Genomic DNA, 24,240 nt, shown 5'->3' on the forward strand with positions numbered 1-24,240 from the left:
GGTCGCTAGGATAGTTGCTGCAGTACACGAAGCCCTCCGAACCACTGCAACGAATCGACCACATGACTGAGTTATCCCTTTGGCGCTCGATCGCCCGGCTCAAACACTATGTCCGGCCCATCCTCCCCCGGCTGATCCTGGGATTCTTCAGCGCCCTCGGCGCCAGCCTGGTGGCACTGGCCATTCCCCAGGTCTTGCGCGGCCTGGTAGACACCATCCATACCGGCGGCCGCCCCTCGGAAGTTTGGGGCCCCGCCGTCGTCATTGCGGTCCTGGGCGTGGCCGAGGCAGGCCTGGTGTACCTGCGGCGCGTGTTCGCGATCGCGCCCGCCACGGACGTGGAGATGGGCATGCGCACCAGCTTCTACCGGCACGTGCAGCATCTGCCGGCCGCCTTCCATGACCGCTGGGGCTCGGGCCAGCTGCTCTCCCGCTCCATGGCCGACCTGGGCCTGATCCGGCGTTGGCTGGCGTTCGGGTCGCTCATGCTGGTGGTCTCCTTGGTGACTGTGGTCGCGGGGCTGGCGCTGATGTTCGCGCTGAACCAGTTGCTGGGACTGATCTTCCTGGCCGCCGCCGTGCCACTCGTCTGGCAGGGGTTCCGCTTCCGTACCGCGTTCGGCGCTTCCTCTCGGCTGAGCCAGGACCAGGCGGGCGACCTCGCCACCACCGTGGAGGAATCGGTGCACGGGATCCGGGTGCTCAAGGCCTTCGGCCGCGGCAAGTACGCGCTGGAGAACTTCCACGGCCAGGCCGAAGAACTGCGCCAGACCGAACTGGCCAAGGCCCGCACGCTGTCCAAGTTCCTCGCCACCGTCGTGTCACTGCCCGATCTGGTGCTGGGCGCCGCGTTGGTCATCGGCATCATGCAGGTCTCCGGCGCGCACATGACCGTGGGCGACCTGGTCGCCTTCTTTGCCACCGCCGCCGTGGTGGCCGGTCCGGTGGAAGCGATCGGTTCCCTGATGGGCATGACGCTGACGGCAAAGACCGCCCTGGACCGGCACTTCGACGTGATGGATACGAAGAACACCATCATCGACCCGGACGTTCCCGCACCGGCCGGCCCCGTGCGCGGGGAACTGCGCCTGTCCAACGTAGTCTTCCGCTATCCCGACGCCGCCGCGGACGCGGCCCCGGTTCTCGACGGCGTGGACCTGCACGTGCGCGCGGGTGAAACCCTGGCGCTGGTAGGGGTCACCGGCTCGGGCAAGAGCACCCTGCTGCAGCTGATTCCCCGGCTGTACGACGTCACCTCCGGCGCCGTGTTTCTGGACGGTACGGATATCCGTCATCTCCCGCTGGCCGAGCTGCGCGCCCGCGTGTCGGTGGCCTTCGAGGACTCCACGCTGTTCTCCACCTCGGTCCGGGACAACGTGCTGCTCGGTGCCCGCCCGCGCGGGGAAGATCCAGACATCCTCCTCTCGCGGGCGCTCGAAGTGGCGCAGGCCGGGTTCGCCTATGACCTGCCGCAGGGCGTGGACACGCGGATCGGCGAGGAAGGACTGAGCCTGTCCGGCGGGCAGCGGCAGCGGATCGCGCTGGCCAGGGCCATCGCCGCGCAGCCGGCCGTGCTGGTGCTGGACGACCCGCTCTCGGCCCTGGACGTGCGGACCGAAGAAGCGGTAACGCAGCGGCTGCGGGAAGAACTGCGCGGCACCACCACCGTGATCGTGGCCCACCGGCCCTCCACCGTGGCGCTGGCCGACCGGGTGGCGCTGCTGCAGGACGGACGGATTACTGCGGTCGGCAGCCACTCGGAGCTGCTGCGCAGCAGCACACACTACCGGTACGTGATCGCCTCGCTGGCGGCCGAGCCCACCGTCGAAGACGTCCTGGATGCAAAGGAAGCCCGATGAGTTCCATGACCGGAGTCGCCGGCGAAGACAACATCAACCTGGACCAAACCGACCGCAGAGCCGTCAGGCGGCGCTCCCTGCGGCTGCTGGGCGAACTGGTGTCTCCGCACAAGCGGCTGTTCGCGCTCTCCATCGTGCTGGTGGTGGCGAGCAACGCCGCCCGAGCCGCCGGTCCGGTACTGGTGGCCTTCGGCATCAACAATGCGCTGCCGGCCTTCACCGGCGGCGACACTATGCCCCTGGTGCTGGTCGGCGCCGCCTACGCCGCCGTCGCGATTGCCGGCGGATCCCTGCTGGCGGCCTACATCTACGTCACCGCCCGGCTCAGCCAGGCCATGCTGCTGGCCCTGCGGGTCCGAGTCTTCCGGCACACCCAACGGTTGAGCCTGGAGTTTCACGAAACTTACACCTCCGGCCGGATCATCTCCCGGCAGACGTCGGACCTGGAGGCGCTGCGGGAACTGCTGGACAACGGCGTCACTCAGCTGACCTCCGGCGTGATGTTCATGCTCTTCACCGCCATCAGCATCGCCGGACTGGACTGGAAGAGCGGGCTGATCATCCTGGTCGCCGCCATACCCATCGCCTTCGTCACCCGGTGGTACCAAAAGGGCTCCGAGCTGGCCAACCGCGCCTCCCGGGTGGTGTCGGCCCGGCTGATCGTGCACTTTGTGGAAACCATGACCGGCATCCGGGCCGTCAAGGCCTTCCGCCGCGAGCACGACAACTCCGAACGCTACAACAAGCTGGCCGCCGACTACCGCGGCGCGACCCTGCGGAACATCAAGTACTTCGGCGTGCTCCAGCCGGTGCTGAACGGCGTCGGCAACCTGACCGTGGCCGTGGTGCTGTTGATCGGCGGCTTCCGGGTGCTTGACGGCGATCTTGCCATCGGCACCCTGGTCGCAGTGCTGCTGGCCACCAAACAGGTCTTCCGCCCCACAGAACAGATCGCCATGTTCTACAGCTCCTTCCAGTCCGCGGCCTCCGCGCTGGAGAAGGTCTCCGGGCTGCTGGAAGAAGAACCAACCATCGTCCCCCCGGACCGCCCGGTCCCGCTCAAGGACGCCCGCGGGGCAATCCGGTTCAGCGATGCCGTCTTCGGCTACGGCGACGGGCGGGTGGTCCTGCCCAGATTGAACCTGGACATTCCCGCCGGCCAGACCGTCGCCGTCGTCGGGCAAACCGGGGCCGGCAAGTCCACCGTGGCCAAACTGATCGCCCGCTTCTATGACCTGACCTCCGGGTCGCTCACCCTGGACGGGATCGAGCTGCGGCAGCTGTCCAACGAAGACCTGCGCCGCGCCGTCGTGATGGTCACGCAGGAAGCGTTCCTGTTCAGCGGCAGCGTCGCGGAGAACATCGCCCTGGGCAACCCGGAGGCCAGCCGAGCGCAGATCGAGGACGCCGCCCGCGCCGTCGGCGCCCACGAGTTCATCCTGTCTCTGCCCGAGGGCTACGACACCGACGTGAACAAGCGCGGCGGCCGCGTCTCGGCCGGCCAGCGGCAGCTCATCTCCTTCGCGCGCGCGTTCCTGGCCGACCCGGCGGTGCTGATCCTGGACGAAGCCACCGCGTCGCTGGACATTCCCAGCGAGCGCCACGTCCAGGAGGGCCTGCAGACGCTGCTGGGCAACCGCACGGCGCTGATCATCGCGCACCGGCTTTCCACCGTCGAGATCGCCGACCGGGTGCTGGTCATCCACGAGGGCCGGGTGGTCGAGGATGGGCCGCCGGCGGAACTGATCGCCGGCGACGGCCGCTTCGCCCAACTGCACGCCGCGTGGAAGGACTCGCTGGTCTGACCGGGGCCTGGCCGCTCGCTGGTCTGACCGAGGCCTAGCCGGGCCGCGTCCGTCTGACCGAGGCCTGCCCGGGCCCTCGCCGATTTCTCCTTTGGGGGCTGTCTCCGCTATCCTTGAACAGTTGCTTTCGCGGCCGTCACGACGACGGCGGGGGCGACGGTATCGGGGTGTGGCGCAGCTTGGTAGCGCGCGTCGTTCGGGACGACGAGGTCGCAGGTTCAAATCCTGTCACCCCGACCAATCACCGGGAACTCCCGCTGCTCTTCGGAGCGGCGGGAGTTCTTGCTTTTCCGCTCCCGGAACCGGTTTGTACCGGACGAAAGTTGTGAACCCGGCCCAAAAGCGGGAAGTATGGACCCATGGGGTCTCTGCAGCGCTCGGCGCTCATCGTAGGGGCCGGAATCGGCGGGCTCGCCACTGCGCGGGCCTTGCAACGAACCGGCTGGAAAGTCCACGTGGTCGAACGCGCCGGAACGCTGCAGCAGCTGGGCACCGGGTTGACGATCTGGGCCAACGGGACGCGCGCCCTGCAGCGGCTCGGCGTGCTGGACGCCTTTGAAGAGGCCTCCCTCCCGGTCGGCGGCAGCTCGCACGACCAGTTCGGCAACGTGCTGTCCACGTTCAGCAGCGACGACCTCCGGCAGCGCTACGGCCACCCGCTGCGTTCCATCCACCGCTCGGACCTCACCACGTTGCTGAACGACTCGCTCTACGTCAACACGGTGCATCTGGGTTTGCAGGCCGTGAAGTTCCGGCGCGATCAGCACGGCGGGACGGTCACGCTGAACAACGGCGGCTCCCTGCACGCGGACCTGGTGGTCGGCGCCGACGGCCTGCGCTCGCTGGTCCGCCACGACCTAATCGGCGACGGCGCCCCGCGGGCCTCCGGCATCACCGCCATGCGCGCGGTCTGCCCGATCGGCGACCTCGATCCGGGCTGGCTGCCCTGGGGCGAGTCCTGGGGCAACGGGGAGGTCTTCGGCATGATCCCGCTGCCGGGCGGCCTCATTTACTGGTACGCCACCATGCCCAACCACGTGCTGGCGCAGGACGACGAGGTCCTCTGGCGCACCCTGGCCCTGCAGCGCTTCGAGGGCTGGCACCCGGCCGTCCGGGCGGTCATCGGCGCCACCAAGAGCCAGGACATCATGGCGCACGAACTGTTCGACCGGAAACCCGCCGCCGTCTGGTCCGGCAGCCACGCCACCCTCGTGGGCGACGCCGCGCACCCCATGCTGCCGTTCCTCGGCCAAGGCGCAAGCCAGGCCCTCGAGGACGCGGTCGCGCTGGCCGGCGCGCTGAACGCCGACTGGAACATCACCACGGCCCTGCGCAACTACGAACGGGCGCGGGGCCCGCGCACCGCCAAGGTGGTCGAGCGCTCGCGCAAGATGGCAGCCATGGCACGGCAGCAGAAGCCGTGGAAGCAGAAGCTCCAGCGGACGGTGATGAGCAAGGCGCCGCAGGCCCTGGTCTTCAAGCAGTTGGACGACGTCGTCGGCCGCGTCGACAAGTGAGCCGTAGGCGCCGCCTCGCCCTCACCATTGACTCTGCCCGCGCCCCGTATTGGAATGGAAGATAACTCCGTCAGCAGGGGTGCCGATGTTCCTCGCAGAGTTCGCGCAGCTGGCCGTCGCCACGGCCGTGCTGGCTGCCGTGGTTTTCCTGACCTCCTACACGGTGGAACGCGGCCTGCGCCGCCGCCCCGATCCGGACACCGCGTTCTGGTACTGCTTCTCCGGGCTGTGCTGCGCCCTGGCCGTGGTGCTCGCCGCCGCGGCCGTCTTCCCGTCCGCCGTGCCGCTCTGGCTGCTGCTCGCTGCCGGCTGCGCCGCGCCCGCCGTCTGGCGGATCAGCCGTACGGCCGCCGCCGCCATCCGCTACCAGGACAGCCGGGACTGGCATGAAGCTACGGCCCGGCATGACGGCCTCCGGTCCCGCTGGCTGGCCTATGAACTGGATCCGGCGCTGGCCATCGATTACCCGGACATGTCGGACGTCTCGCGCCCGGCCACCGCTGCCATGCTCCGCGCCCTGAAACGTGCGGACGCGCTGCGTTCCCTTGGTCCGGCCGACGACGGCGGTGCCGGCGGCTATCCGGCAGCCGTCGCCGAAGCCGCGGCCCGGTTGGCGGCCGCCGAGCTTGCGGCCGGCCGCCTCCCGGAATCAGCTCCCGACTCCCCTGCCGGCCAGGCAGGGCTGCCGGCCCGCCCTCTACCGGCCGGCCCCCTGCCCGACCCCCTGGGCGCGGCCGGGAGCACCCGGCCCGGGCCCCGCGCCGCTGCCGATCAGGCGAACGTCCGGCCGGTGAGCCGTTCGTAGGCTTCGACGTAACGCGCCCTCGTCTTCTGCACGATGTCCTCCGGCAGGGCCGGCGGCGCAGCGTCCGAGTTCTTGTCCCAGCCGGAGGCGGGCGACGTCAGCCAGTCGCGCACGAACTGCTTGTCGAACGACGGCTGCGCCCGGCCCGGCTCGTAGGTGTCCGCGTCCCAGAACCGCGAGGAGTCGGGGGTCAGCACCTCGTCGCCCAGCGTGATCTCCCCCGTCGTGGGATCGACGCCAAACTCAACCTTGGTGTCAGCCAGGATGATTCCCCGCTCCCGGGCGATAGCTTCGGCGCGCGTGTAGATCTGCAGCGTCTTATCACGCAGCCGGGCCGCGGTCTCCGCGCCGACGGTCTGGACCACGGCGTCGTAGGTGATGTTCTCGTCGTGCTCGCCCACCTCGGCCTTGGCCGAGGGGGTGAAGATGGCGGGCTCCAAGCGGGAGCCGTCCACCAGGCCGGCGGGCAGCGGCAACCCGCAGACGGTCCGGGATTGCCGGTACTCGGCGAGGCCGGACCCGGTGAGGTAGCCGCGGGCGATGCATTCCACCGGGTACATGTCCAGTTTCTTGCAGACCATCGCCCGGCCGGCGACCGCGTCGGGCACCTCCGTGGACACCACGTGGTGTGCCACCGGGTTGTCCCCCTGGGCGAGCTGTTCGAACCACCACAGGCTCAGCTGGGTGAGGATCCGTCCCTTGTCCGGGATTTCGCTGGACAGCACGTGGTCGTAGGCGCTGATCCGGTCGCTCGCCACCACCAGCACGGTGTCGTTGCGCCGGTCCAACAGGCCTTCGGCGGCAATGTCGTCGCTGGCCGTCTCCACCTGCTGCGAAGCGGCCGGAACGTAAAGGTCGCGGACCTTGCCGGAGTAGACGTGCTTCCAGCCGGGCAGTTCGAGTACTTCGGGGGCAAATGCCATGGTTGACGTCCTCAGTCTCTCTGTGCGCCGGCCCGGGAGTTCGTGCCGGACGCGGGCACCTTGATCTTGCCCTCGGCCGCCAGCAGGGCAATGTCGCTGCGGTACTGCGCTCCCTCCAGGCTGATGGCGTCGATGCCTTCGTAGGCACGTTCGCGGGCTTCCACCAGGTCTTCACCCAGCGCGACGACGGCGAGCACCCGCCCGCCTGCGCTGACCACCTTGCCGTTCCCGTCCAGGGCGGTCCCGGCGTGGATCACGTGCACGTCGGTCAAGGCATTGGCCTTCTTCAGGCCGCGGATCCGGTCCCCGGTGCGCGGAGTTCCCGGGTAATTCTCCGCGGCCAGCACCACCGTGACGGCGGACCGCCTGGACCAGACCAGCTGTTCACTGTCATCCAGTTCCCCCTTGGCTGCCGCCAGCAGCAGCCCGCCCAGCGGTGTGCGCAGCCGGGCCAGTACCGCCTGGGTTTCCGGGTCCCCGAAGCGGGCGTTGAATTCGATCACCCGCACGCCGCGGCCGGTCACGGCCAGCCCGCAGAAGAGCACGCCCACGAACGGGGTGCCGCGGTGGGCCATCTCGCGGATGGTCGGCAGCGCGACGCGGTCCATGACTTCGTCCACGAAACCGGGCGGCAGCCAGGCCAGCGGCGTGTAGGCGCCCATGCCGCCGGTGTTCGGGCCCTCGTCGCCGTCGAAAATCCGCTTGAAATCCTGCGCCGGCACCAGCGGGATGGCGCGTTCGCCGTCGGAAATCACAAACAGGGAGACTTCCGGGCCGTCGAGGAATTCCTCGATGACCACGGAACCGCCGGCGTCGAAGCAGGCCTGGGCATGTGCCAGGGCGGCGTCGCGGTCTTCGGTCACCACCACGCCCTTGCCGGCCGCCAGCCCGTCGTCCTTGACCACGTAGGGGGCCCCGAACGAATCCAGGGCCTCGGCCGCTTCGGCGGCGTTGGTGGCCACGTGCGCCATGGCGGTGGGCACGTTCGCCGCGGCCATGACCTGCTTGGCGAAGGCCTTGGAGCCTTCGAGCCTGGCCGCTTCCTTGCTGGGGCCGAACACCGGGATCCCCGCCGCGCGCAACGGGTCGGCCACGCCGGCGGCCAGCGGGGCCTCCGGGCCCACCACCACCAGGTCGGACTCCAGCCGCCGGGCCAGCTCGGTCACCGCCGCCGGGTCGCCCGCATCCACCTGGTGCGTGGGCACGATCTGCGCGATCCCGGCGTTGCCGGGGGCGGCATGCACCTCGGTGACAAAGGGATCGGCCAGCAGGGAACGGATTATTGCGTGCTCGCGGCCGCCGGGGCCGATCACAAGTACCTTCACAAGGAACTAGCCTACTGGTCGCGGGGCGGAGCCTCGAAGTTGTTGCACCGGCCCCTAAACTGGGTCCATGCCCGAGACATTCAAAGCCGCGGACGCCGTGGAACTGGCCGTCGTCGAACGCAACGGTTTCATCGAGTCCCGCCATCTGGGCTCCGCGGTGGTCATGGCCGCCGACGGCACCGTGGTGACCGAACTCGGCGACATCAGCGCACCGATCTTCCCGCGCTCAACGCTCAAGCCGTTCCAGGCCCTGGCCGCCATGCAGTCCGGCGTCCCGCTGCGCGGCGACCAGGTGGCCCTGGCCTGCGCCAGCCATGTGGGGTCGCTCGAGCACATGGACGTGGTGGAGGGCATGCTCAAGGCCGCCGGCCTGACCGACGCCGATCTTCGCTGCCCGCCGGCCTGGCCGCAGGACGAGCAGGCGCGCGGCTGGCTGGTCCGCACCGAACGCGGCCAGCAGCGGCTGTCCTTCAACTGCTCCGGCAAGCACGCCGCCTTCCTCTGGGCCTGCGTGGAGAACGGCTGGAATACCCAGACCTACCTGGAACCGAACCACCCCCTCCAGCGCCGCGTGATGGAGGTCCTCGAGGAGTACGCCGAAGAAAAGATCGAGCACATCGCCGTCGACGGCTGCGGCGCCCCGGCGCCCGCGCTGTCGTTGACCGGCCTGGCCCGGGCCGTGGGGAAGCTGGCGAAGGCTCCGGCGGACAAGAACGCCGATGCCCGCGCCGCCACCATCGCCACCGCCATGCTGGACTACCCGTGGGCGGTGCACGGCTGGGGCCAGGAAAACACCGTGGTGATGGAGCAGCTGGGGGTCTTTGCCAAGTCCGGCGCCGAGGGCGTGATGGTGATGGCCACCCCCAATGGCGTCTCGGTGGCGGTGAAAATCCTGGACGGCAGCGGCCGCGCCGGTTCCCTGATCGCGCTGACACTGCTGGCCGCCTGCGGCGCCGTCGACGTGGAGAAGGTGGGCCCGGTGCTGGAGGACGTGGTCAAGCCCGTCCTCGGCGGCGGCCAGCCGGTGGGCAGGCTGCGGCTGGCGCCGCCCATGATCGCGCTGCTGGACTGAGCCCCGGAAGGACCTGAATCGATGGGAGTACGACGCCGGATCCCGGCTCGGGAGGGCGACGCCGCCGTGGGTGCGTGGCGCGGCGGGGCCACGGACCGAAAGACCACTGCCACGGCGGTGCGGTACGCGTTGGAGGAACTGGCCGAGCGTGCCCCCGGCAACAGCGTGGAGGTGCGGGTGCCGCCGTTCGGCGTCGCCCAGTGCATCGAAGGCCCCAAGCACACCCGGGGCACACCGCCGAACGTGGTGGAAACCGACCCCGCCACCTGGCTTGCCTTGGTGACGGGGGCGCTCGGGTGGGACACCGCCGTCGCCGAGGGCAGGGTCGCTGCCTCCGGGTTGCGGGCCGAACTGGCGGACAGGCTGCCGCTCTTCGCCCGGTAGGCTGGAACGTATGACTTCTGAGCAAGAACCGGCTCGCGACCGCAGACCCATCGAGCCGGAGCGCCGCGACGTCACCGTTCGCCGGGCGCCGAAGTATGCGCCCTTCATCGCCGTCTGGGCCGTGCTGGGCGTCGTGCTGGCCGCCGTGTCCGCCTACACCGGGCCGGAGAACGCGGAGTTCACCCGCGGCACCGTTTTTGCCTTCCTGGCCGTGCTGTTCGGCTTGGCCGGCATCCTGGTTGGATCGTTGCTGTTCCTGCTCATCGACCGCGCCAGCGTCAAACGCGCGAAGCACCTGACGGCAGTTGCCGAACCCGGGCAGGAAGAGTCCGCGGACCCGGCTGCGGATCCGGGCCCCGCCGACGTCCCGGAGACGCCCCGTGATCGGGACGGGAGCACCGCCGTCACCCGCGAACGGGACCGCGAAACCGGGGGCGGAACCGAAGGCGAACGCCAGGCGTAACCTGCCGGCAGGCCCCCGTAATCCCCGTCACCCCGGTGCGGCCGCGCGCCGGGCGCATGAGAGAATGGGCGGGTGGCACGCGGTGACGGAAAACTCTCCCATGAACTTCTCCCCGGCGAAAAGGGACCCCAGGACGCCTGTGGCGTTTTCGGCGTCTGGGCACCCGGCGAAGAAGTAGCAAAACTTACCTACTACGGCCTGTACGCCCTGCAGCACCGCGGACAGGAGTCCGCCGGTATTGCCACCAGCGACGGCAAACGCATCAATGTCTACAAGGACATGGGCCTGGTGTCCCAGGTCTTCGACGAGACCACCCTCAACACGCTGAGCGGGCACATCGCCGTCGGCCATTGCCGCTACTCCACCACCGGCGGCTCCACGTGGGCAAATGCGCAACCGACGCTGGGCGCCACCGCCACCGGCACCGTCGCGCTGGCCCACAATGGCAACCTGACCAACTCCGCGGAGCTGTACGAGAAGGTGCTGGAGAAGTTCGGCAAGCCCGACCGCGGCGAGCTGGCCCAGGGCAACACCACGGACACCGCGCTGGTCACCGCGCTCATGGCCGGCGAGGAGGGCCAGACCCTCGAGGAACGCTCGCTGGAGCTGCTGCCCAAGCTGCGCGGCGCCTTCTGCTTCACCTTCATGGACGAAGGCACGCTGTACGCCGCCCGCGACCCGGCCGGGGTGCGCCCGCTGGTGCTGGGCCGGCTGGAGCGCGGCTGGGTGGTCGCCTCCGAGACCGCTGCGCTGGACATCGTGGGCGCATCCTTCGTCCGCGAAGTCGAACCCGGCGAATTCATCGCCATCGACCAGAACGGCCTGCGCTCCCAGCGCTTCGCCGAGAAAAAGCCTGCCGGCTGCGTCTTCGAATACGTCTACCTGGCCCGCCCGGACACGTCCATTAACGGCCGCAGCATCCACGCTGCCCGCGTGGAGATGGGCCGGAAGCTGGCCAAGGAACACCCGGCCGAGGCCGACCTGGTGATTCCGACGCCGGAATCCGGGACCCCGGCCGCCATCGGCTACGCCGAGGCCTCGGGCATCCCCTACGGCCAGGGACTGGTCAAGAACGCCTACGTGGGCCGGACCTTCATCCAGCCCAGCCAGACCATCCGCAAGCTCGGCATCCGGTTGAAGCTGAACCCGCTGCGGTCGGTGGTGCAGGGCAAACGGCTCGTGGTGATTGACGATTCGATCGTCCGCGGCAACACCCAGCGGGCCCTGGTCCGGATGCTCCGTGAAGCCGGTGCGGCCGAGGTGCATGTGCGCATCTCGTCTCCGCCCATCAAGTGGCCGTGCTTCTACGGCATCGACTTCGCCAGCCGGGCCGAGCTCATCGCGAACGGCATCGGCGTCGAAGATGTCAGGGCGTCGCTCGGCGCCGACAGCCTGGGCTACATCTCCGAAGAGGGCATGATCGAGGCGACCGAACAGCCCCGCGAGCGGCTGTGCACCGCGTGCTTCACGGGCGAGTACCCGATCGAACTGCCCACCGCCGACCGCCTGGGCAAGAACCTGCTGGAACGCGGCGAGGCGGACCAGGAACACGGCTCATGCGACCCCGGGCCGGATTCGGACCTGGAGAAGCTCCTGACCGCCGACGACAAGAAAGAGCGAGTATGACCTCCCCCGAACAGGGCCAGATCACCTACGCCAGCGCCGGCGTCGACGTAGAGGCCGGCGACAAGGCCGTCGAGCTGATGAAGGGGGCCATCAAGGCCACTCACAACGCCAACGTCATCGGCGGGGTCGGCGGTTTCGCCGGCCTGTACGACGTTTCGGCACTGCTGAAGTACCGCAAGCCCCTGCTGGCCACCTCCACCGACGGAGTGGGCACCAAGGTCGCCATCGCCCAGGCCATGGACATCCACGACACCATCGGCTTCGACCTGGTCGGCATGGTGGTGGACGACATCGTGGTGGTCGGGGCGGAACCGCTGTTCATGACCGACTACATCGCCTGCGGCAAGGTGGTCCCGGAGCGGATCGCCGACATCGTGCGCGGCATCGCCGCCGCCTGCGAGGTGGCCGGCACTGCACTGGTGGGCGGGGAGACCGCCGAGCACCCCGGCCTGCTGGGCGAACACGAATACGACGTTGCCGGCGCCGCCACCGGCCTGGTCGAGGCCGACGACCTGCTGGGCCCGGAGCGGGTCAAGGACGGGGACGTCGTCATCGGCATGGCCTCCTCGGGCCTCCATTCCAACGGGTATTCCCTGGTCCGCCGGGTGATCAACCATGCCGGCTGGGCACTGGACCGGCAGGTCAGCGAATTCGGCAGGACACTGGGCGAGGAACTCCTGGAGCCCACCCGCGTCTACGCGGCGGACTGCCTGGATCTGGCACGCTACCAAGCAGCCGGCGTCCACGGCTTCAGCCATGTCACCGGCGGCGGCCTGGCCGCGAACCTCGCGCGCGTGCTGCCGCAGGGACTCATGGCCACCGTGGACCGTTCCACCTGGGAGCTGCCGGCCATCTTCAAGCTCATCGGCGAACTGGGCAACGTCCCGCAGGCCGACCTGGAACGGACCCTGAACCTCGGCGTCGGCATGGTTGCCATTGTGGAGCGCTCCGGTGCCGATGCCGCCCTGCAGCGCCTGAATGAGCGCGGCGTGCCCGCGTGGGTGATGGGCCAGGTCGGTCCCGCCGACCCGTCCCTGGGCGGCATCGATTATGTCCAGGGCGCCAAGGGCGTCGACGGCGGTGCCGTCCACCTGGTGAACTCCTACGCTTAGGCCCGTCCGGACACCGGACCGCCCCTGCACCGCGAACGCGACGGTGCGGGGGCGGTTTTGTCCGGCCTGCCGGCTGGGCGGTCCGGGTGGCACACTGGACGGATGGGTGCGTACGTGGTGGTGGCGTTCGTCAGGCCGGTGAGCGCCGGCTACACGTTCCCGCGCAGCCGGTGGCCGCTGCACATCACGCTGGCCCGCTTCGATACCCGGGAGCCGGCCGACGCCGTGGGTTGGCGCGTCGGCCGGGCTCTCTCCCGACGACCGGGGTTTGACGTGTGTATCGGCGCCGACGACTTTTTCGGCCGGAACGGTTCCGTCCCCGTCTCGCTGGTACAGCCGGAACCACGGTTGCAGTTGCTGCACGAAGGCGTGCTGGACGCACTCGGCGAGGATTCCCATGTGCTGAGTCCGCACCATACCCGCCGGCACTTCCGGCCGCACATCAGTCACCAGGCGGAAGGCCGCCTCCACGCCGGCGACACCGTCCATGTGGGCCAGGCGGCCCTGGTGGACATGCGTCCTGACGGAGACCCGAGGCATCGCCGGGTGATCGAGGTGTGGCCCCTGGCGGACGCCCCGGAGCCGCAGCAGTCCGGCGCCTGAGTTCGGGAGTCCGGGCAGGCACTTCCGCGCACGCCATGCGCCCCCGCTGGCAGACCCCGAGAGGGTGCAGGAAGGTGAGGCTGGTGCGTGGTCCCGTCCGGGAAGAAACGGCCGAAGCCGGCTAGCCTACGTTGCGGCTGCCGTGGTCTTCGTCGTCGTCGTACTGATCTGCGTACTTGTCCACGTAGTCCGAGTAGTCCGGCTCATATGGCTCCTCGGAAAACGTGTCGGAGTTATGGCGTTTCGCAGCGCCGAGTTCGCGCTGGAGTGCAGTCAGGTCAGTGGCCGGGCTGAAATACTTCATGTCCCGGGCCTGCCTGGTTGCTTTTGCCTTCTGACGGCCGCGCCCCATGGCGTGACCCCCTTTGTACGTCGATCCGGAAGTGGTCGCACGACTGGCGCACGAGGTCCCGGAATAATTGATCAATTCTGTCGTACCTATAGGGTACATGGTTTTCACGACCGCTCGTGGCAGGCGTACAGTGGCCGCGAGGGGGCCTCCCGGCCCCCGAAAGGACTAAATCGTGCAGCAACGCGGGAATGTTGGCTAAAGTCATCGTGGACCGGTTCTCCCGTTCTCCCGGAAGACAACACGCACGGAAGGCAAGTTTCCCCATGAGCGAACAGGACAAGCGGCCTGACGACGACGGGAGGCCTCCGCTGGAGCGCCCCGAGAGCCTCGAGGTACCCGACCCCAGCCTGCACGTCAGCGCGGACGAGGTGGAGCTGGCCGAGCCAACCCTGGGGCAAGCGAGCATCAGCGAGGATGCCGCGGCCGAGGCCGACCTGGCCAAAGCTGCCGCCGAAGCCGAAGAGGTGGAGAAGGAAGCCGATGCCGCCGGCCAACTGGTGGGCGGCACCCGGGAGGACCGCGCCGTCAAGGCCCGCGGCACCGCACCCGCGGGGGCGCCCGCCGGCGACCAGGGCCCGGCGGGCGACGCTCCGGCAGGCGACCGGACAGCGGAGGAAGCCTCGAAGCCCGACTCGCCTCACCCCGCCCGCGGGGCCACCGCCGTCACGGGTACACCGGAAACCTCGAAGCCCGACGCGGCCCGCAACCCCGCCCCCGGGGCCGGTGCCGCGACCGGGGCGCCGGCATCGCCGGCTGCGGCCGTCCCGCCGTCGGCCTGGGAGCCCGCGCCGCCCGGCACCGACGGCTCCGCGCCGGAAAAGAAGTGGTACTCCACCGCCGCCGACGCCCTGCGCCGCGGCGGCGCCGCTGACGAAGCGTCCGGCGGTCCCGCCGCGGGCCCGGCCCGGAAAATGGACTGGAAGCCGCTGGTCATCATCGGCGCGGTCGTCATTGTGGCGATCGTGATTATCGCCATGATCGTGTCCAGCCTGACCGGCGGCTCCCCTGCCGGCGGGGCGGCCAGTCCGGCGTCGTCGCAGACCGCCGCAGAGACGCCCAACGGGGACGGCGTCGTCGCGGAGAACGTCTCGCCGTTCGATTTCCAGCAGGGCCAGTGCTTCACCGACTTCGAGGCCGTCATGCGTGAAGCAACCGTCGTCACCTGTGACACGCCGCACGAGGCGCAACTGGTGGGCACCTTCTCCTACGGGGACGACGAAGAATTCCCGGGCGCCGACGAACTGAACATCAAGGCCCAGGAGGTCTGCACGGCCGTTGCCCTCAACGACTCCGCGGCCGACCAGCCGGACCTCAAGGACTCCTACGGCATGCCGTCAAAGGAGACGTGGGCGCAGGGCGACCGCCGGATCGATTGCTTCAAGATCGCCGAGGAGGGCCAGGAAATCACCGGGTCGCTGGTCGACCTGTAACCCGGCACGGAACAGTCCGGCGGTCCCGCCGTGGCGGGGCCGCCGGACTTCTTCCGCGACCCGGCCGGGCCGCTCAGGTCAGCCGCCCCGGACCGCCCCCACCTTCGACTGCACGATCAGCCCGCCGGCCCCGCCGTCGACGTCGATCTCCGGCACATCCACCAGCACGGTGTCGCCGTCGCTGATCGCGCCCGCGAGCAGGCCGCGGGCCAGCTTGTCGCCGATCTCGCGCTGGACCAGCCGGCGCAGCGGCCGGGCGCCGTAGGCGGGATCGAAGCCGGTCAGGGCCAGCCACTCGCGGGCGGCGTCCGTGACCTCGAGGGTCAGCCGGCGTTCGGCCAGCCGCGCAGCCAGCGCCGCCACCTGCAGATCCACGATCCGGGAGAGTTCTTCGATGCTCAGCGGGTCGAAGATGATCACGTCATCCAGCCGGTTGAGGAACTCCGGCTTGAAGCTGGCGTTCACCACGTTCAGGACCGCTTCGCGCTTCGTGTCTGCGTCCATGGTCTGGTCCACGAGGAACTGCGAGCCGAGGTTGGAGGTCAGCACCAGGATCACGTTGCGGAAGTCCACGGTGCGGCCCTGCCCGTCGGTGAGGCGTCCGTCGTCGAGCACCTGCAGGAGGATGTCGAAGGCCTCGGGATGGGCCTTCTCCACCTCGTCCAGCAGCACCACGGAGTAGGGACGGCGGCGGACTGCCTCGGTCAGCTGGCCGCCTTCTTCGTAGCCCACGTAGCCCGGAGGGGCGCCGACCAGGCGCGACACGGAGTGCTTTTCCGAGTACTCGCTCATGTCGATCCGGACCATGGCCCGTTCATCGTCGAACAGGAAGTCCGCCAGCGCCTTGGCCAGCTCGGTCTTGCCGACGCCGGTGGGACCCAGGAAGAGGAACGAGCCGGTGGGCCGGTCCGGGTCGCTGATGCCCGCCCGGGCGCGCCGTACCGCGTCCGCGACCGAGGCAACCGCCTTGGACTGGCCGATCAGCCGTGAGCCGATGTGCTCCTCCATCTGCAGCAGCTTCTGGCTTTCGCCCTGCAGCATGCGGCCGGCCGGGATGCCGGTCCACGCGGAGATGACCTCGGCGATGTCGTCGGCGGTCACCTCCTCGGAGACCATCTGATCCCGCCCCGCGCCGCCCTGTTCCTCGGCGGCCTGCGCCTGGGCCAGCTCCTTTTCCAGCGTCGGGATTTCCCCGTACAGGATCCGGGATGCCTCGGCCAGGTCGCCCTCGCGCTGGGACTTGTCGGCCTGCGAGCGCAGCTCGTCCAGCTTGGCCTTCAGGTCACCCACGCGGTTCAGCCCGGCCTTCTCCGCCTCCCACCGGGTGTTCAGGGCCGCCAGCTGCTCCTTCTTGTCTGCCATGTCGGCACGCAGCGCTTCCAGCCGTTCCCGCGAGGCCGCGTCGGTCTCGTTGGCCAGCGCCAGTTCTTCCATGGTGAGCCGGTCGACGGCGCGGCGCAGCTGGTCGATCTCCTCGGGCGCCGAATCGATCTCCATCCGCAGCCGGGAGGCGGCCTCGTCCACCAGGTCGATGGCCTTGTCCGGCAGCTGCCGGCCCGAGATGTAGCGGTTGGACAGCGTCGCGGCGGCCACCAGCGCGGAGTCCCCGATCGATACCTTGTGGTGCGCCTCGTAACGCTCCTTGAGTCCGCGCAGGATGCCGATGGTGTCCTCGACGCTCGGCTCCCCCACGTAGACCTGCTGGAAGCGCCGCTCCAGCGCCGGATCCTTCTCGATGTTCTCGCGGTACTCGTCCAGCGTGGTGGCGCCGATCAGCCGCAGCTCGCCGCGGGCCAGCATCGGCTTGAGCATGTTGCCGGCGTCCATCGAGCCTTCGGAGGCCCCCGCGCCGACGACGGTATGCAACTCGTCGATGAAGGTGACGATCTGCCCGTCCGAGCTCTTGATCTCTTCCAGCACGGCCTTCAGCCGTTCCTCGAACTCGCCCCGGTACTTGGCGCCGGCCACCATCGCCGCGAGGTCCAGCGACATCAGCGTCTTGCCGCGCAGCGATTCAGGCACGTCGCCGGCCACCATCCGCTGGGCCAGGCCCTCCACCACGGCGGTCTTGCCGACCCCGGGTTCGCCGATCAGCACGGGATTGTTCTTGGTGCGGCGCGAGAGCACCTGGACCACGCGGCGGATTTCCGCATCCCGGCCGATCACCGGGTCCAGCTTCCCGGCGCGGGCGATGGCGGTCAGGTCGGTGCCGAACTTCTCCAGCGCCTGAAACGTGTTCTCCGGATCGGAGGTGGTGACCTTCCGGTCTCCGCGCAGGCCGGGCAGGGCGGCGAAGAGTGCTTCATGGGAGGCACCGGCGTCACGCAGGATCTTCCCGACGGCGGCGTTGTCCGCCGCGAGGCCCAGCAGCAGAAATTCCGTGGACACGTAGGTGTCCCCCCACTTTTCCGACTCCTGCCGGGCGATCTGGACGGCTTGGAGCAGGCCCCGGGAGTACTGCGCCTGCGCCACGGAGGATCCCGACGACGACGGCAGGGCCTTGATCGCGGTGCTCGCCTGAACACTCACCGAGTCCGGATCGGCCCCGGCGGACTTCAGCACGGCTACGGCCACGCCGTCGCGCTGGTCCATCAGGGCCTTGAGCAGGTGGGCGGGCTCGATCTGCGGATTGCCCGCCGTCGAGGCGTTCATCGCCGCGGCCGACAGCGCTTCCTGGCTTTTGGTGGTGAATTTAGCGTCCAACGCATCTCTCCGTTCGCTCCGGAATGGATCTGGCCAGCCCCGTTAGTGCCGGCCCTGAAACTAAGTTGAGTGTAGTCCACTCAACTTTGAATGTAAAGTTATCCACAGGCTGCGGAGCGCAGGATCACCGCCCCCGGAGCTCTGCTCCCCCGCCACCGAAGCCTCCTTGCCCGCCTCCATCTTGTCGCCCCGGCGCCCCTGCCCGGAAGGGCATCCGGCGAATAGGCTGTAGCGGGGACGTGCAGGAGGCGGACGGAGGTGGCCCTGACGGAAACCATGTTGGAAACTGCCCGGCTGCTGCTGAACCAGCCGACGCCGGAGGACATCAGTGCCATGTTCCGGATCCTCTCCGACCGGCGCACCACGCGGTTCAATCCTTCCGACGCGCTCATCTGGAACGAGGAAGCCGAGGGCCTGTTCCAGCGCTGGGAAAGGCAGTGGGAGGACCACGGCGTGGGCTACTTCGCCGTCCGCCTGCCCGGCCGCGAAGACGCCATCGGGTTTGCCGGCGTCAAGCACGTGGCGCTGTCCGGCCGCCCGGTGCTGAATCTCTACTACCGTTTCGACCCCGCCGTGTGGCACCGCGGTTACGGGCGCGAGGCGGTGGCCGCCGTCGTCGCCCATGTCAACGAGTTCTTGGAACTGCCGCCGATCCTGGCGCTGGTCCATCCGGCCAACACCGCGTCCCGGCGCATCGTCACGTCGCTGGGGTTCGTACGGAACGAGGCCGCGGCGGTCAGCGGCCCGGACGGCTACCAGGACGCTTATGTGCTGAACTGGGACCGGCAGCTATAACATCCGGTCAAGGAGTCCCAGTGGAGATCATTCGCGCAGCCGCGCTCAAGGAACAGCGGTGGCGGAACGGCGGCGGCGTCACCAGGGAATTGGCGGCCGGTGACGTCGGCACGGACGGGCTCCCCGGTTGGCGGTTAAGCCTGGCGGACATCAGCTCGGACGGCAGCTTCTCCGAATATCCGGGCGTGGACCGAATATTCACCGTTGTGGACGGCGACGTCGCCTTCCTGACCGTGGACGGCAGCCAGCACCGGATGGAACGCTACCGCCCGTTCCGGTTCGACGGCGGGAGAAGCGCGGACTGCAGCCTGCCCACCGGGCCGTGCCGCGCGCTGAACGTCATGACCCGCCGCGGGGCCTGGGGCGCCGGCCTGCTGATCGTCGAGCTCTCGAAGAAACAGCCGCTGCGGCTGTCGGCCGGACAGTACCTGGTGCTGCTGCAGGGCCAGGCCCAGGCGACGGCTGGCGGCACCGCCCAGCCGCTGCATCCCTACGACACCGTGGTCGGCTCGGTCGCGGCCGAGGTCGGCGGCCGCGGGTTCGCGGCACTGGTGTCGGTCTATCCCGCCGGGGACTGAGGCGGCCGGGCCCTGAGGGCGCCGGGGTTTGAGGGCGGCCGGGCCTCCGGAGTTGGTCCCTCATTGCGCCGGTTCCCTACTGCGCGGCGGCGTCCTCGACCTTGACCGCAGAGACCTCGAACTCCAGCATCACGCGGTCCGACACGAGCATGCCGCCCGAGTCCAGGGCCGTGTTCCATTTGACCCCGAACTCCTGCCGGTCAATGCGCCGGGAGCCCTCAAAGCCCGCCCGGAGCTGCCCGCCCGGGTCCCGCTCCACGCCGATGAAGTCGATCGGAACCGCAACCTGCTTGGTGATGCCGCGGATGGTCAGGTCGCCGTTCACAATGAAGTTTGCGCTTTCCACCTGATCGATGCGGGTGCTGACGAACGTAATCTCCGGATAGTTCGGCGCATCGAAGAAGTCGTTCGTGCGCAGATGCTCGTCGCGTTGCGGGCTGCGGGTATCAATGCTGGCGACCTTGATCGTGACCTTGACGGACGAGTTGGCCGGGTTGTCCACGTCGGCCTGGATGATGCCTTCCACGTCGTTGAACGCGCCCCGGACTTTGGTCACCATGGCATGGCGGGTGGAAAATCCGATCCGGGTATGGGCCGGGTCGAACCGCCACTCCCCGGACAGATCAGGAGATAGTTCGGACATGGCAGCGCTCCTCCTCTGGCACAGGCACTGCCTTCCCCAAAGCCAGATGGATGCGCCCGGCCGTCTCCTTCAGCCGCATGCGGCTCGTGTGGTAATTCCAACACATAATGGGACGCAGTGCACCACCTGGGCGCCTGAATTCCGGGGCCGCCCCGGCGAGCCGCAGCGGCACCCGACCGGCGGAATCCGCGCCCTATCCCAGCCTGTCGGCGGTCAATAGACTGATGCCATGACCACCGCGAACGAGATGCCTTCATCGACGACACAGCTGCCTGTGGCCGATTGCTGGAAATTGTTCCGCAGCGCTGACTTCGGCCGGCTCGGAGTCGTCGTCGATTCCCACCCGGAGATCTTTCCGGTCAATTACGTCGTGGATCACGGCAGCATCGTGTTCCGCTCCGCCCCGGGAACCAAGCTCGACGCCGCCCTCGCCGGCGAAGTGGTTCTGGAGGTGGACGGCTTCGATCCGGCCACCGGCGTCGCCTGGAGCGCCGTCGCGCGCGGCAGCGCCCAGCGGATGAGCAGCATTGAGGACGTCCTAGAATCGGCAATGCTGCCGCTGTTCCCCTGGCAGTCGGGCGAAAAGAACAATTTCGTCCGCATCGTTCCCACGGTGGTCACCGGACGGCGTTTTGTGGTGCCGGCATCGGCCCGCCGCACGCCGGGGCTCAGCGACAGCCGCCGGCTGCAGATCGAGTAGCCGCCGGCATGGCCGGCCGGCCGCACCGACGGGTCAGCGCCAGGTAACGGGTCCCGGCTGATAGCCGGGAATGTAGCCCGGGAACGCCCTGTCGGTGGGCACGATCTGTTTGCCCAGCGGCGTCAGGGACACCGGAATCATCTTGAGGTTGGCGATCGCCAGCGGGATGCCGATGATGGTGATCGCCTGCGCCACCGCCGTCAGCACATGCCCGATCGCGATCCAGATGCCGGCGACCAGCAGCCAGATGATGTTTCCCAGCGTGGACATAAAGTAGGTGCGCCCGCCGCGGTCCACCACCATGCGGCCGAACGGCCACAGCGCGTAGCCCGCGATGCGGAACGACGCAATGCCGAACGGGATCGTCACGATCAGCAGGCAGCAGACGATGCCGGCCAGGAAGTAGCCCAGCGCCAGCCAGATGCCGCCGAACAGGAGCCAGATAACGTTCAGGAGTGCCTTCATCCCACCATTCTGGCCACGGAGGCGCCCGGCCGCCATACGGGACGTCCCTGAGTGGCCCCCGATGTGCAGTTGGGGCGCGGGTCGTCGGGGGAGCATCGCAGTGCGGCCCCCGGCACGACAAGACTTCCCTGTCGAAAATTAAAGGCCGCAGGGCGGCCCCTTCCGTACGGAGGGGCCGCCCTGCGGCCTTCGGCTCTACGCCCGGCCTAGCTGGTCCGGCGCTTTTCCTGCGAAGCCGGCGCCGTGGCGCGGCGCGGGCCGCGGCGTGCCGGACGCTCGGAAGCCGGAGTCTCCGACCGGAAGACCGGGCGGGTGCCGCCGGCCGTAGAGCGCTGCGGACCGCCGGCGGTGCGCGGCGCGCCGCCCGACCGGGCCGGGCCGCCGGAACGCGCCGGCCCCGCACTGCGGCCGCCTGCCGCGGTGCCCGACTGGCCGCGGCGCCCGGCGGTATCCGCCCCGGCGGCGCTGCGATGGCTGCCGTGGCTGCGGGCCGCAACGTCCCGGCCGGCCTGGCCTCGGTTTTCGCCGCGGGCCGGCTGGCGCTGGCCGCTCTCCGGACCGCCGGCGCGTGCGGCGCCGGAGGCCTGGCGGGCTTCACCGGAGCGGGTCCGTCCGCCGCGGCCGCCGGACCGCATGGCCCGCTTGCGCTGGGCGTTGGCGCCGGTGGAAGTGCCGCCGCCGTGCTGCGGCTGGTTCGCTGCCTGCTGCTGGGCCCGCAACTGCGGATCGACCGGTGCGGCCACCTCGCCCACCAGTTTCACCAGCAGGTCCGAGGACGCGGTGACGCTTTCGAAGGCTACGTCCACGCCGGCCGCCTTCATCAGCTTGCCGACTTCCAGCCGTTGTTCCGGCAGCGCCAGGGTCACGACGGTGCCGTCGGAACCGGCGCGGGCGGTACGGCCGGAACGGTGCAGGTACGCCTTGTGTTCGGTGGGCGGATCCACGTGGATCACCAGTTCCACCTCGTCCACGTGCACGCCGCGGGCGGCCACGTCCGTGGCGACCAGCACGCGCACATGGCCGGAGGAGAACTCGGCGAGGTTGCGGTCGCGGGCGTTCTGCGACAGGTTGCCGTGCAGGTCCACCGCCGGGATGCCGGCGGCGGTGAGGGCCTTGGCCAGCTTCCGGGCGTGGTGCTTGGTGCGGGTGAACAGCACGCGGCGCCCGGCTCCGGCGGCCAGCCGGTTGAGCACCTGCTTCTTTTCGGAGGCATCGCGGGTTACGAGCACATGGTGTTCCATGGTGGTGACCGCGGCCTGCGGGTCGTCCACGGAGTGGGTCAGCGGGCTGGACAGGTAACGCTGCACCAGCTTGTCAACGCCGTTGTCCAGGGTCGCGGAGAACAGCATGCGCTGCCCGCCGGCCGGGGTGGTGTCCAGCAGCTTCTTCACCACGGGCAGGAAGCCCAGGTCGGCCATGTGGTCGGCCTCGTCCAGGACGGTGATTTCCACCGATTCCAGCGTGATGATCTTCTGCTTCATCAGGTCTTCGAGCCGGCCCGGGCAGGCAATCACGATGTCGACGCCGGCGCGCAGCGCCTTTTCCTGGCGTTGCTGCGAGACGCCGCCGTAGATCACCGTGGTGTTCAGGCCCAGCTCCGACGCCAGCGGCTCAATGGTGGCATTGAGCTGGGTGGCCAGCTCACGGGTCGGCGCCAAGACCAGGCCCAGCGGGCGTCCGGGTTTGCGGAAATGGGCGGCCTCGCGCTCGGCCAGCCTTGCGACCAGCGGCAGCGCGAACGCGAGCGTCTTGCCGGAGCCGGTGCGGCCGCGGCCCAGCACGTCCCGGCCGGCCAGCGTATCGGGCAGCGTCTCGGTCTGGATGGGGAACGGGGCGTCGATGCCATCGGCAGCGAGCTTCGAAGCAAGGGCCTTGGGCACGCCAAGGGCAACAAAAGTAGTCATAAGAAAGTGAGAATGTCTTCCGGTCAGTGTCCCCGCGGCAGGTTAGCCCAGGGTCGCCGAAGAAAAATCAGACAGTGCCAACCGCCCGGACCTGTCCGGTCACGTCGTTAGACGGAAAGCGGCGGCGCAATTGAAAGCGTTCATCGACGCAGGGAAACGCGTCAAACTGCGCCTCCGAGTAGCACCAGTCTAGCAGCACGTCCGGGCCGCCCGCGCACGGGCGATACTCTGGTGGGGATGACCAGCGACTCCCCCACCCCTGATTTTCCCGCGAACGACGACGGTGCGCCCCTCGCGCAGCCCACCCACCTCGCCCGTCCGGTCAGCTTTGTGCGCCGCGGATCCCGGCTGCAGGGCCGCCGCCAGCAGGCCTGGGACGAATACGGCCCCAGGTTCGCCGTGGACCTCCCGCGCCACGGCGGCGACACCACCGTGGACCCGGACTATGTCTTCGACGCGGCGGCAGCCTTCGGACGCGAGGCGCCCCTGGTGGTGGAGATCGGATCCGGCCTCGGGGAGGCCGTCTGCCATGCGGCGGAGCAGCATCCGGAGTGGAACTTCCTGGCTCTGGAGGTCTACCGGCCAGGGCTGGCGCAGACCCTCCTGCGGATCGGCCAGCACGGCCTGTCCAACGTGCGGGTGGCGCAGGTCAACGCGCCTGACGCCCTCGCGACCATGTTGCCCGAGTCCTCGGTCGCCGAGCTCTGGGTGTTCTTTCCCGACCCGTGGCACAAGACCCGCCACCACAAGCGGCGGCTGGTGCAGGAGAGCTTCGCAGACCTCGCCGCCCGCGTCCTGCAGCCGGACGGAATCTGGCGCCTGGCCACCGACTGGTCCGACTACGCGATCCAGATGCGCCGGGTGGCCGACGCCTCGCCGGACTTCCGCAACCTGCATGCCGGCGAGCGCACCGGCAAGGACAGCCCGCTGACCCAGGTCTGGGAAAGCGGCGTGGAAGGCGTGGTGGGCGGCGCCCCGGTGCGCGAAGGCAAGATCCCGGTCAGTACCGGAAATGCCAGCACCGGTGAAGGCATGGATGAGCACGGCGGCTGGGCGCCCCGCTTCGACGGCCGGACCATGACCAGCTTCGAGCAGAAGGCCCACGACGCCGGGCGGATGATCTTCGACCTGGCCTACCGCCGGAACTGATCCCCGCCTGAGCTAAACCGCACTGGA

22 protein-coding genes and 1 tRNA gene are annotated in these 24,240 nt (G+C 69.3%); 16 read left to right on the top strand and 7 right to left on the bottom strand.

All coding sequences use genetic code 11. The features are described 5' to 3' along the window. Window positions 1–62 precede the first annotated feature (62 nt). From AC5RVV_RS07290 to AC5RVV_RS07310, 5 genes are all read left to right on the top strand, one after another. A complete protein-coding gene (locus AC5RVV_RS07290; RefSeq protein ID WP_494000667.1) occupies window positions 63–1,859 on the top strand; it encodes an ABC transporter ATP-binding protein in 1,797 nt (598 codons plus the stop codon). Continuing rightward, window positions 1,856–3,664 carry an ABC transporter ATP-binding protein gene (locus AC5RVV_RS07295; RefSeq protein WP_494000668.1) on the top strand — a complete coding sequence of 603 codons (1,809 nt, stop codon included), beginning with the start codon at window positions 1,856–1,858 and terminating at the stop codon, window positions 3,662–3,664. The genes AC5RVV_RS07290 and AC5RVV_RS07295 overlap by 4 nt, the downstream gene beginning before the upstream one ends. Before the next feature lie 163 nt (window positions 3,665–3,827). Continuing rightward, window positions 3,828–3,904, top strand: a tRNA-Pro gene (locus AC5RVV_RS07300). A 119-nt stretch (window positions 3,905–4,023) separates the two neighbouring features. Continuing rightward, window positions 4,024–5,181 carry an FAD-dependent oxidoreductase gene (locus tag AC5RVV_RS07305; protein ID WP_494000669.1) on the top strand — a complete coding sequence of 386 codons (1,158 nt, stop codon included), beginning with the start codon at window positions 4,024–4,026 and terminating at the stop codon, window positions 5,179–5,181. An 85-nt stretch (window positions 5,182–5,266) separates the two neighbouring features. Then, on the top strand, window positions 5,267–5,986 hold the full coding sequence (locus AC5RVV_RS07310; protein ID WP_494000670.1) for a hypothetical protein: 720 nt from the start codon (window positions 5,267–5,269) through the stop codon (window positions 5,984–5,986). Here AC5RVV_RS07310 and AC5RVV_RS07315 read toward each other — a convergent pair. Continuing rightward, window positions 5,953–6,909, bottom strand: a complete 957-nt coding sequence (locus AC5RVV_RS07315; RefSeq protein ID WP_494000671.1) for a phosphoribosylaminoimidazolesuccinocarboxamide synthase — start codon at window positions 6,907–6,909, stop codon at window positions 5,953–5,955. The genes AC5RVV_RS07310 and AC5RVV_RS07315 overlap by 34 nt on opposite strands. A gap of 11 nt (window positions 6,910–6,920) precedes the next feature. Further along, window positions 6,921–8,234: a phosphoribosylamine--glycine ligase gene (gene purD, locus AC5RVV_RS07320; protein ID WP_494000672.1), complete on the bottom strand. Its 1,314-nt coding sequence runs from the start codon at window positions 8,232–8,234 to the stop codon at window positions 6,921–6,923. Window positions 8,235–8,301: 67 nt separating this feature from the next. On the opposite strand from purD, the gene AC5RVV_RS07325 reads away from it, so the two are divergent. From AC5RVV_RS07325 to AC5RVV_RS07350, 6 genes are all read left to right on the top strand, one after another. Then, entirely contained in the window at window positions 8,302–9,306 is a 1,005-nt protein-coding gene (locus AC5RVV_RS07325; protein WP_494000673.1) for an asparaginase, read from the top strand. 21 nt (window positions 9,307–9,327) lie between these two features. After that, window positions 9,328–9,690, top strand: a complete 363-nt coding sequence (locus AC5RVV_RS07330; RefSeq protein WP_494000674.1) for a sterol carrier family protein — start codon at window positions 9,328–9,330, stop codon at window positions 9,688–9,690. A 10-nt stretch (window positions 9,691–9,700) separates the two neighbouring features. After that, window positions 9,701–10,153, top strand: coding sequence for a hypothetical protein (locus tag AC5RVV_RS07335; RefSeq protein ID WP_494000675.1), 453 nt, complete (start codon window positions 9,701–9,703; stop codon window positions 10,151–10,153). 72 nt (window positions 10,154–10,225) lie between these two features. Beyond that, the gene (gene purF, locus AC5RVV_RS07340; protein ID WP_494000676.1) at window positions 10,226–11,779 is read left to right on the top strand and encodes an amidophosphoribosyltransferase; all 1,554 of its coding nucleotides are present in this window, start codon (window positions 10,226–10,228) and stop codon (window positions 11,777–11,779) included. Continuing rightward, window positions 11,776–12,891, top strand: a complete 1,116-nt coding sequence (purM, locus tag AC5RVV_RS07345) for a phosphoribosylformylglycinamidine cyclo-ligase (RefSeq protein ID WP_494000677.1) — start codon at window positions 11,776–11,778, stop codon at window positions 12,889–12,891. The genes purF and purM overlap by 4 nt, the downstream gene beginning before the upstream one ends. A 102-nt stretch (window positions 12,892–12,993) precedes the next feature. Continuing rightward, window positions 12,994–13,494, top strand: a complete 501-nt coding sequence (locus AC5RVV_RS07350) for a 2'-5' RNA ligase family protein (protein WP_494000678.1) — start codon at window positions 12,994–12,996, stop codon at window positions 13,492–13,494. A 121-nt stretch (window positions 13,495–13,615) separates the two neighbouring features. Here the strand turns inward: AC5RVV_RS07350 and AC5RVV_RS07355 are convergent, their stop codons facing one another. Continuing rightward, complete coding sequence (locus AC5RVV_RS07355; protein WP_494000679.1) at window positions 13,616–13,846, bottom strand: DUF3073 domain-containing protein; 231 nt, start codon at window positions 13,844–13,846, stop codon at window positions 13,616–13,618. A gap of 263 nt (window positions 13,847–14,109) precedes the next feature. Between AC5RVV_RS07355 and AC5RVV_RS07360 the strand changes: the two genes are divergently transcribed. Next, window positions 14,110–15,276, top strand: coding sequence for a septum formation family protein (locus AC5RVV_RS07360; protein ID WP_494000680.1), 1,167 nt, complete (start codon window positions 14,110–14,112; stop codon window positions 15,274–15,276). A 78-nt stretch (window positions 15,277–15,354) separates the two neighbouring features. On the opposite strand, the gene clpB is transcribed toward AC5RVV_RS07360, so the two are convergent. Continuing rightward, complete coding sequence (gene clpB / locus AC5RVV_RS07365; protein ID WP_494000681.1) at window positions 15,355–17,979, bottom strand: ATP-dependent chaperone ClpB; 2,625 nt, start codon at window positions 17,977–17,979, stop codon at window positions 15,355–15,357. A 258-nt stretch (window positions 17,980–18,237) separates the two neighbouring features. Between clpB and AC5RVV_RS07370 the strand changes: the two genes are divergently transcribed. Further along, window positions 18,238–18,774: a GNAT family N-acetyltransferase gene (locus tag AC5RVV_RS07370; protein ID WP_494000682.1), complete on the top strand. Its 537-nt coding sequence runs from the start codon at window positions 18,238–18,240 to the stop codon at window positions 18,772–18,774. A 20-nt stretch (window positions 18,775–18,794) separates the two neighbouring features. Further along, on the top strand, window positions 18,795–19,352 hold the full coding sequence (locus AC5RVV_RS07375; protein WP_494000683.1) for a HutD/Ves family protein: 558 nt from the start codon (window positions 18,795–18,797) through the stop codon (window positions 19,350–19,352). Between the two features lie 76 nt (window positions 19,353–19,428). Here the strand turns inward: AC5RVV_RS07375 and AC5RVV_RS07380 are convergent, their stop codons facing one another. Then, the gene (locus AC5RVV_RS07380; RefSeq protein ID WP_494000684.1) at window positions 19,429–19,995 is read right to left on the bottom strand and encodes a YceI family protein; all 567 of its coding nucleotides are present in this window, start codon (window positions 19,993–19,995) and stop codon (window positions 19,429–19,431) included. A 229-nt stretch (window positions 19,996–20,224) separates the two neighbouring features. On the opposite strand from AC5RVV_RS07380, the gene AC5RVV_RS07385 reads away from it, so the two are divergent. Further along, window positions 20,225–20,695 (top strand): pyridoxamine 5'-phosphate oxidase family protein, encoded by a 471-nt coding sequence (locus AC5RVV_RS07385; RefSeq protein ID WP_494000685.1) that lies wholly within the window; start codon window positions 20,225–20,227, stop codon window positions 20,693–20,695. 33 nt (window positions 20,696–20,728) lie between these two features. Here the strand turns inward: AC5RVV_RS07385 and AC5RVV_RS07390 are convergent, their stop codons facing one another. Together AC5RVV_RS07390 and AC5RVV_RS07395 are read right to left on the bottom strand one after the other, a co-directional pair. After that, entirely contained in the window at window positions 20,729–21,160 is a 432-nt protein-coding gene (locus tag AC5RVV_RS07390; protein ID WP_494000686.1) for a YccF domain-containing protein, read from the bottom strand. Window positions 21,161–21,366: 206 nt separating this feature from the next. Beyond that, window positions 21,367–23,064, bottom strand: coding sequence for a DEAD/DEAH box helicase (locus AC5RVV_RS07395; protein WP_494000687.1), 1,698 nt, complete (start codon window positions 23,062–23,064; stop codon window positions 21,367–21,369). A 237-nt stretch (window positions 23,065–23,301) separates the two neighbouring features. Between AC5RVV_RS07395 and trmB the strand changes: the two genes are divergently transcribed. Continuing rightward, entirely contained in the window at window positions 23,302–24,213 is a 912-nt protein-coding gene (gene trmB, locus AC5RVV_RS07400) for a tRNA (guanosine(46)-N7)-methyltransferase TrmB (RefSeq protein WP_494000688.1), read from the top strand. The last annotated feature ends 27 nt before the right edge of the window (window positions 24,214–24,240 follow it).

Source organism: Arthrobacter sp. MDT2-34-1, assembly GCF_059091365.1.

Bases quoted from the DNA above. Each gene is read 5' to 3' on its own strand.
- AC5RVV_RS07290 (WP_494000667.1), top strand. From the start codon at position 63: ATGACTGAGTTATCCCTTTGGCGCTCGATCGCCCGGCTCAAACACTAT.
- AC5RVV_RS07295 (WP_494000668.1), top strand. From the start codon at position 1,856: ATGAGTTCCATGACCGGAGTCGCCGGCGAAGACAACATCAACCTGGAC.
- AC5RVV_RS07305 (WP_494000669.1), top strand. From the start codon at position 4,024: ATGGGGTCTCTGCAGCGCTCGGCGCTCATCGTAGGGGCCGGAATCGGC.
- AC5RVV_RS07310 (WP_494000670.1), top strand. From the start codon at position 5,267: ATGTTCCTCGCAGAGTTCGCGCAGCTGGCCGTCGCCACGGCCGTGCTG.
- AC5RVV_RS07315 (WP_494000671.1), bottom strand. From the start codon at position 6,909: ATGGCATTTGCCCCCGAAGTACTCGAACTGCCCGGCTGGAAGCACGTC.
- AC5RVV_RS07325 (WP_494000673.1), top strand. From the start codon at position 8,302: ATGCCCGAGACATTCAAAGCCGCGGACGCCGTGGAACTGGCCGTCGTC.
- AC5RVV_RS07330 (WP_494000674.1), top strand. From the start codon at position 9,328: ATGGGAGTACGACGCCGGATCCCGGCTCGGGAGGGCGACGCCGCCGTG.
- AC5RVV_RS07335 (WP_494000675.1), top strand. From the start codon at position 9,701: ATGACTTCTGAGCAAGAACCGGCTCGCGACCGCAGACCCATCGAGCCG.
- purM (WP_494000677.1), top strand. From the start codon at position 11,776: ATGACCTCCCCCGAACAGGGCCAGATCACCTACGCCAGCGCCGGCGTC.
- AC5RVV_RS07350 (WP_494000678.1), top strand. From the start codon at position 12,994: ATGGGTGCGTACGTGGTGGTGGCGTTCGTCAGGCCGGTGAGCGCCGGC.
- AC5RVV_RS07355 (WP_494000679.1), bottom strand. From the start codon at position 13,846: ATGGGGCGCGGCCGTCAGAAGGCAAAAGCAACCAGGCAGGCCCGGGAC.
- AC5RVV_RS07360 (WP_494000680.1), top strand. From the start codon at position 14,110: ATGAGCGAACAGGACAAGCGGCCTGACGACGACGGGAGGCCTCCGCTG.
- AC5RVV_RS07380 (WP_494000684.1), bottom strand. From the start codon at position 19,995: ATGTCCGAACTATCTCCTGATCTGTCCGGGGAGTGGCGGTTCGACCCG.
- AC5RVV_RS07385 (WP_494000685.1), top strand. From the start codon at position 20,225: ATGACCACCGCGAACGAGATGCCTTCATCGACGACACAGCTGCCTGTG.
- AC5RVV_RS07390 (WP_494000686.1), bottom strand. From the start codon at position 21,160: ATGAAGGCACTCCTGAACGTTATCTGGCTCCTGTTCGGCGGCATCTGG.
- AC5RVV_RS07395 (WP_494000687.1), bottom strand. From the start codon at position 23,064: ATGACTACTTTTGTTGCCCTTGGCGTGCCCAAGGCCCTTGCTTCGAAG.
- trmB (WP_494000688.1), top strand. From the start codon at position 23,302: ATGACCAGCGACTCCCCCACCCCTGATTTTCCCGCGAACGACGACGGT.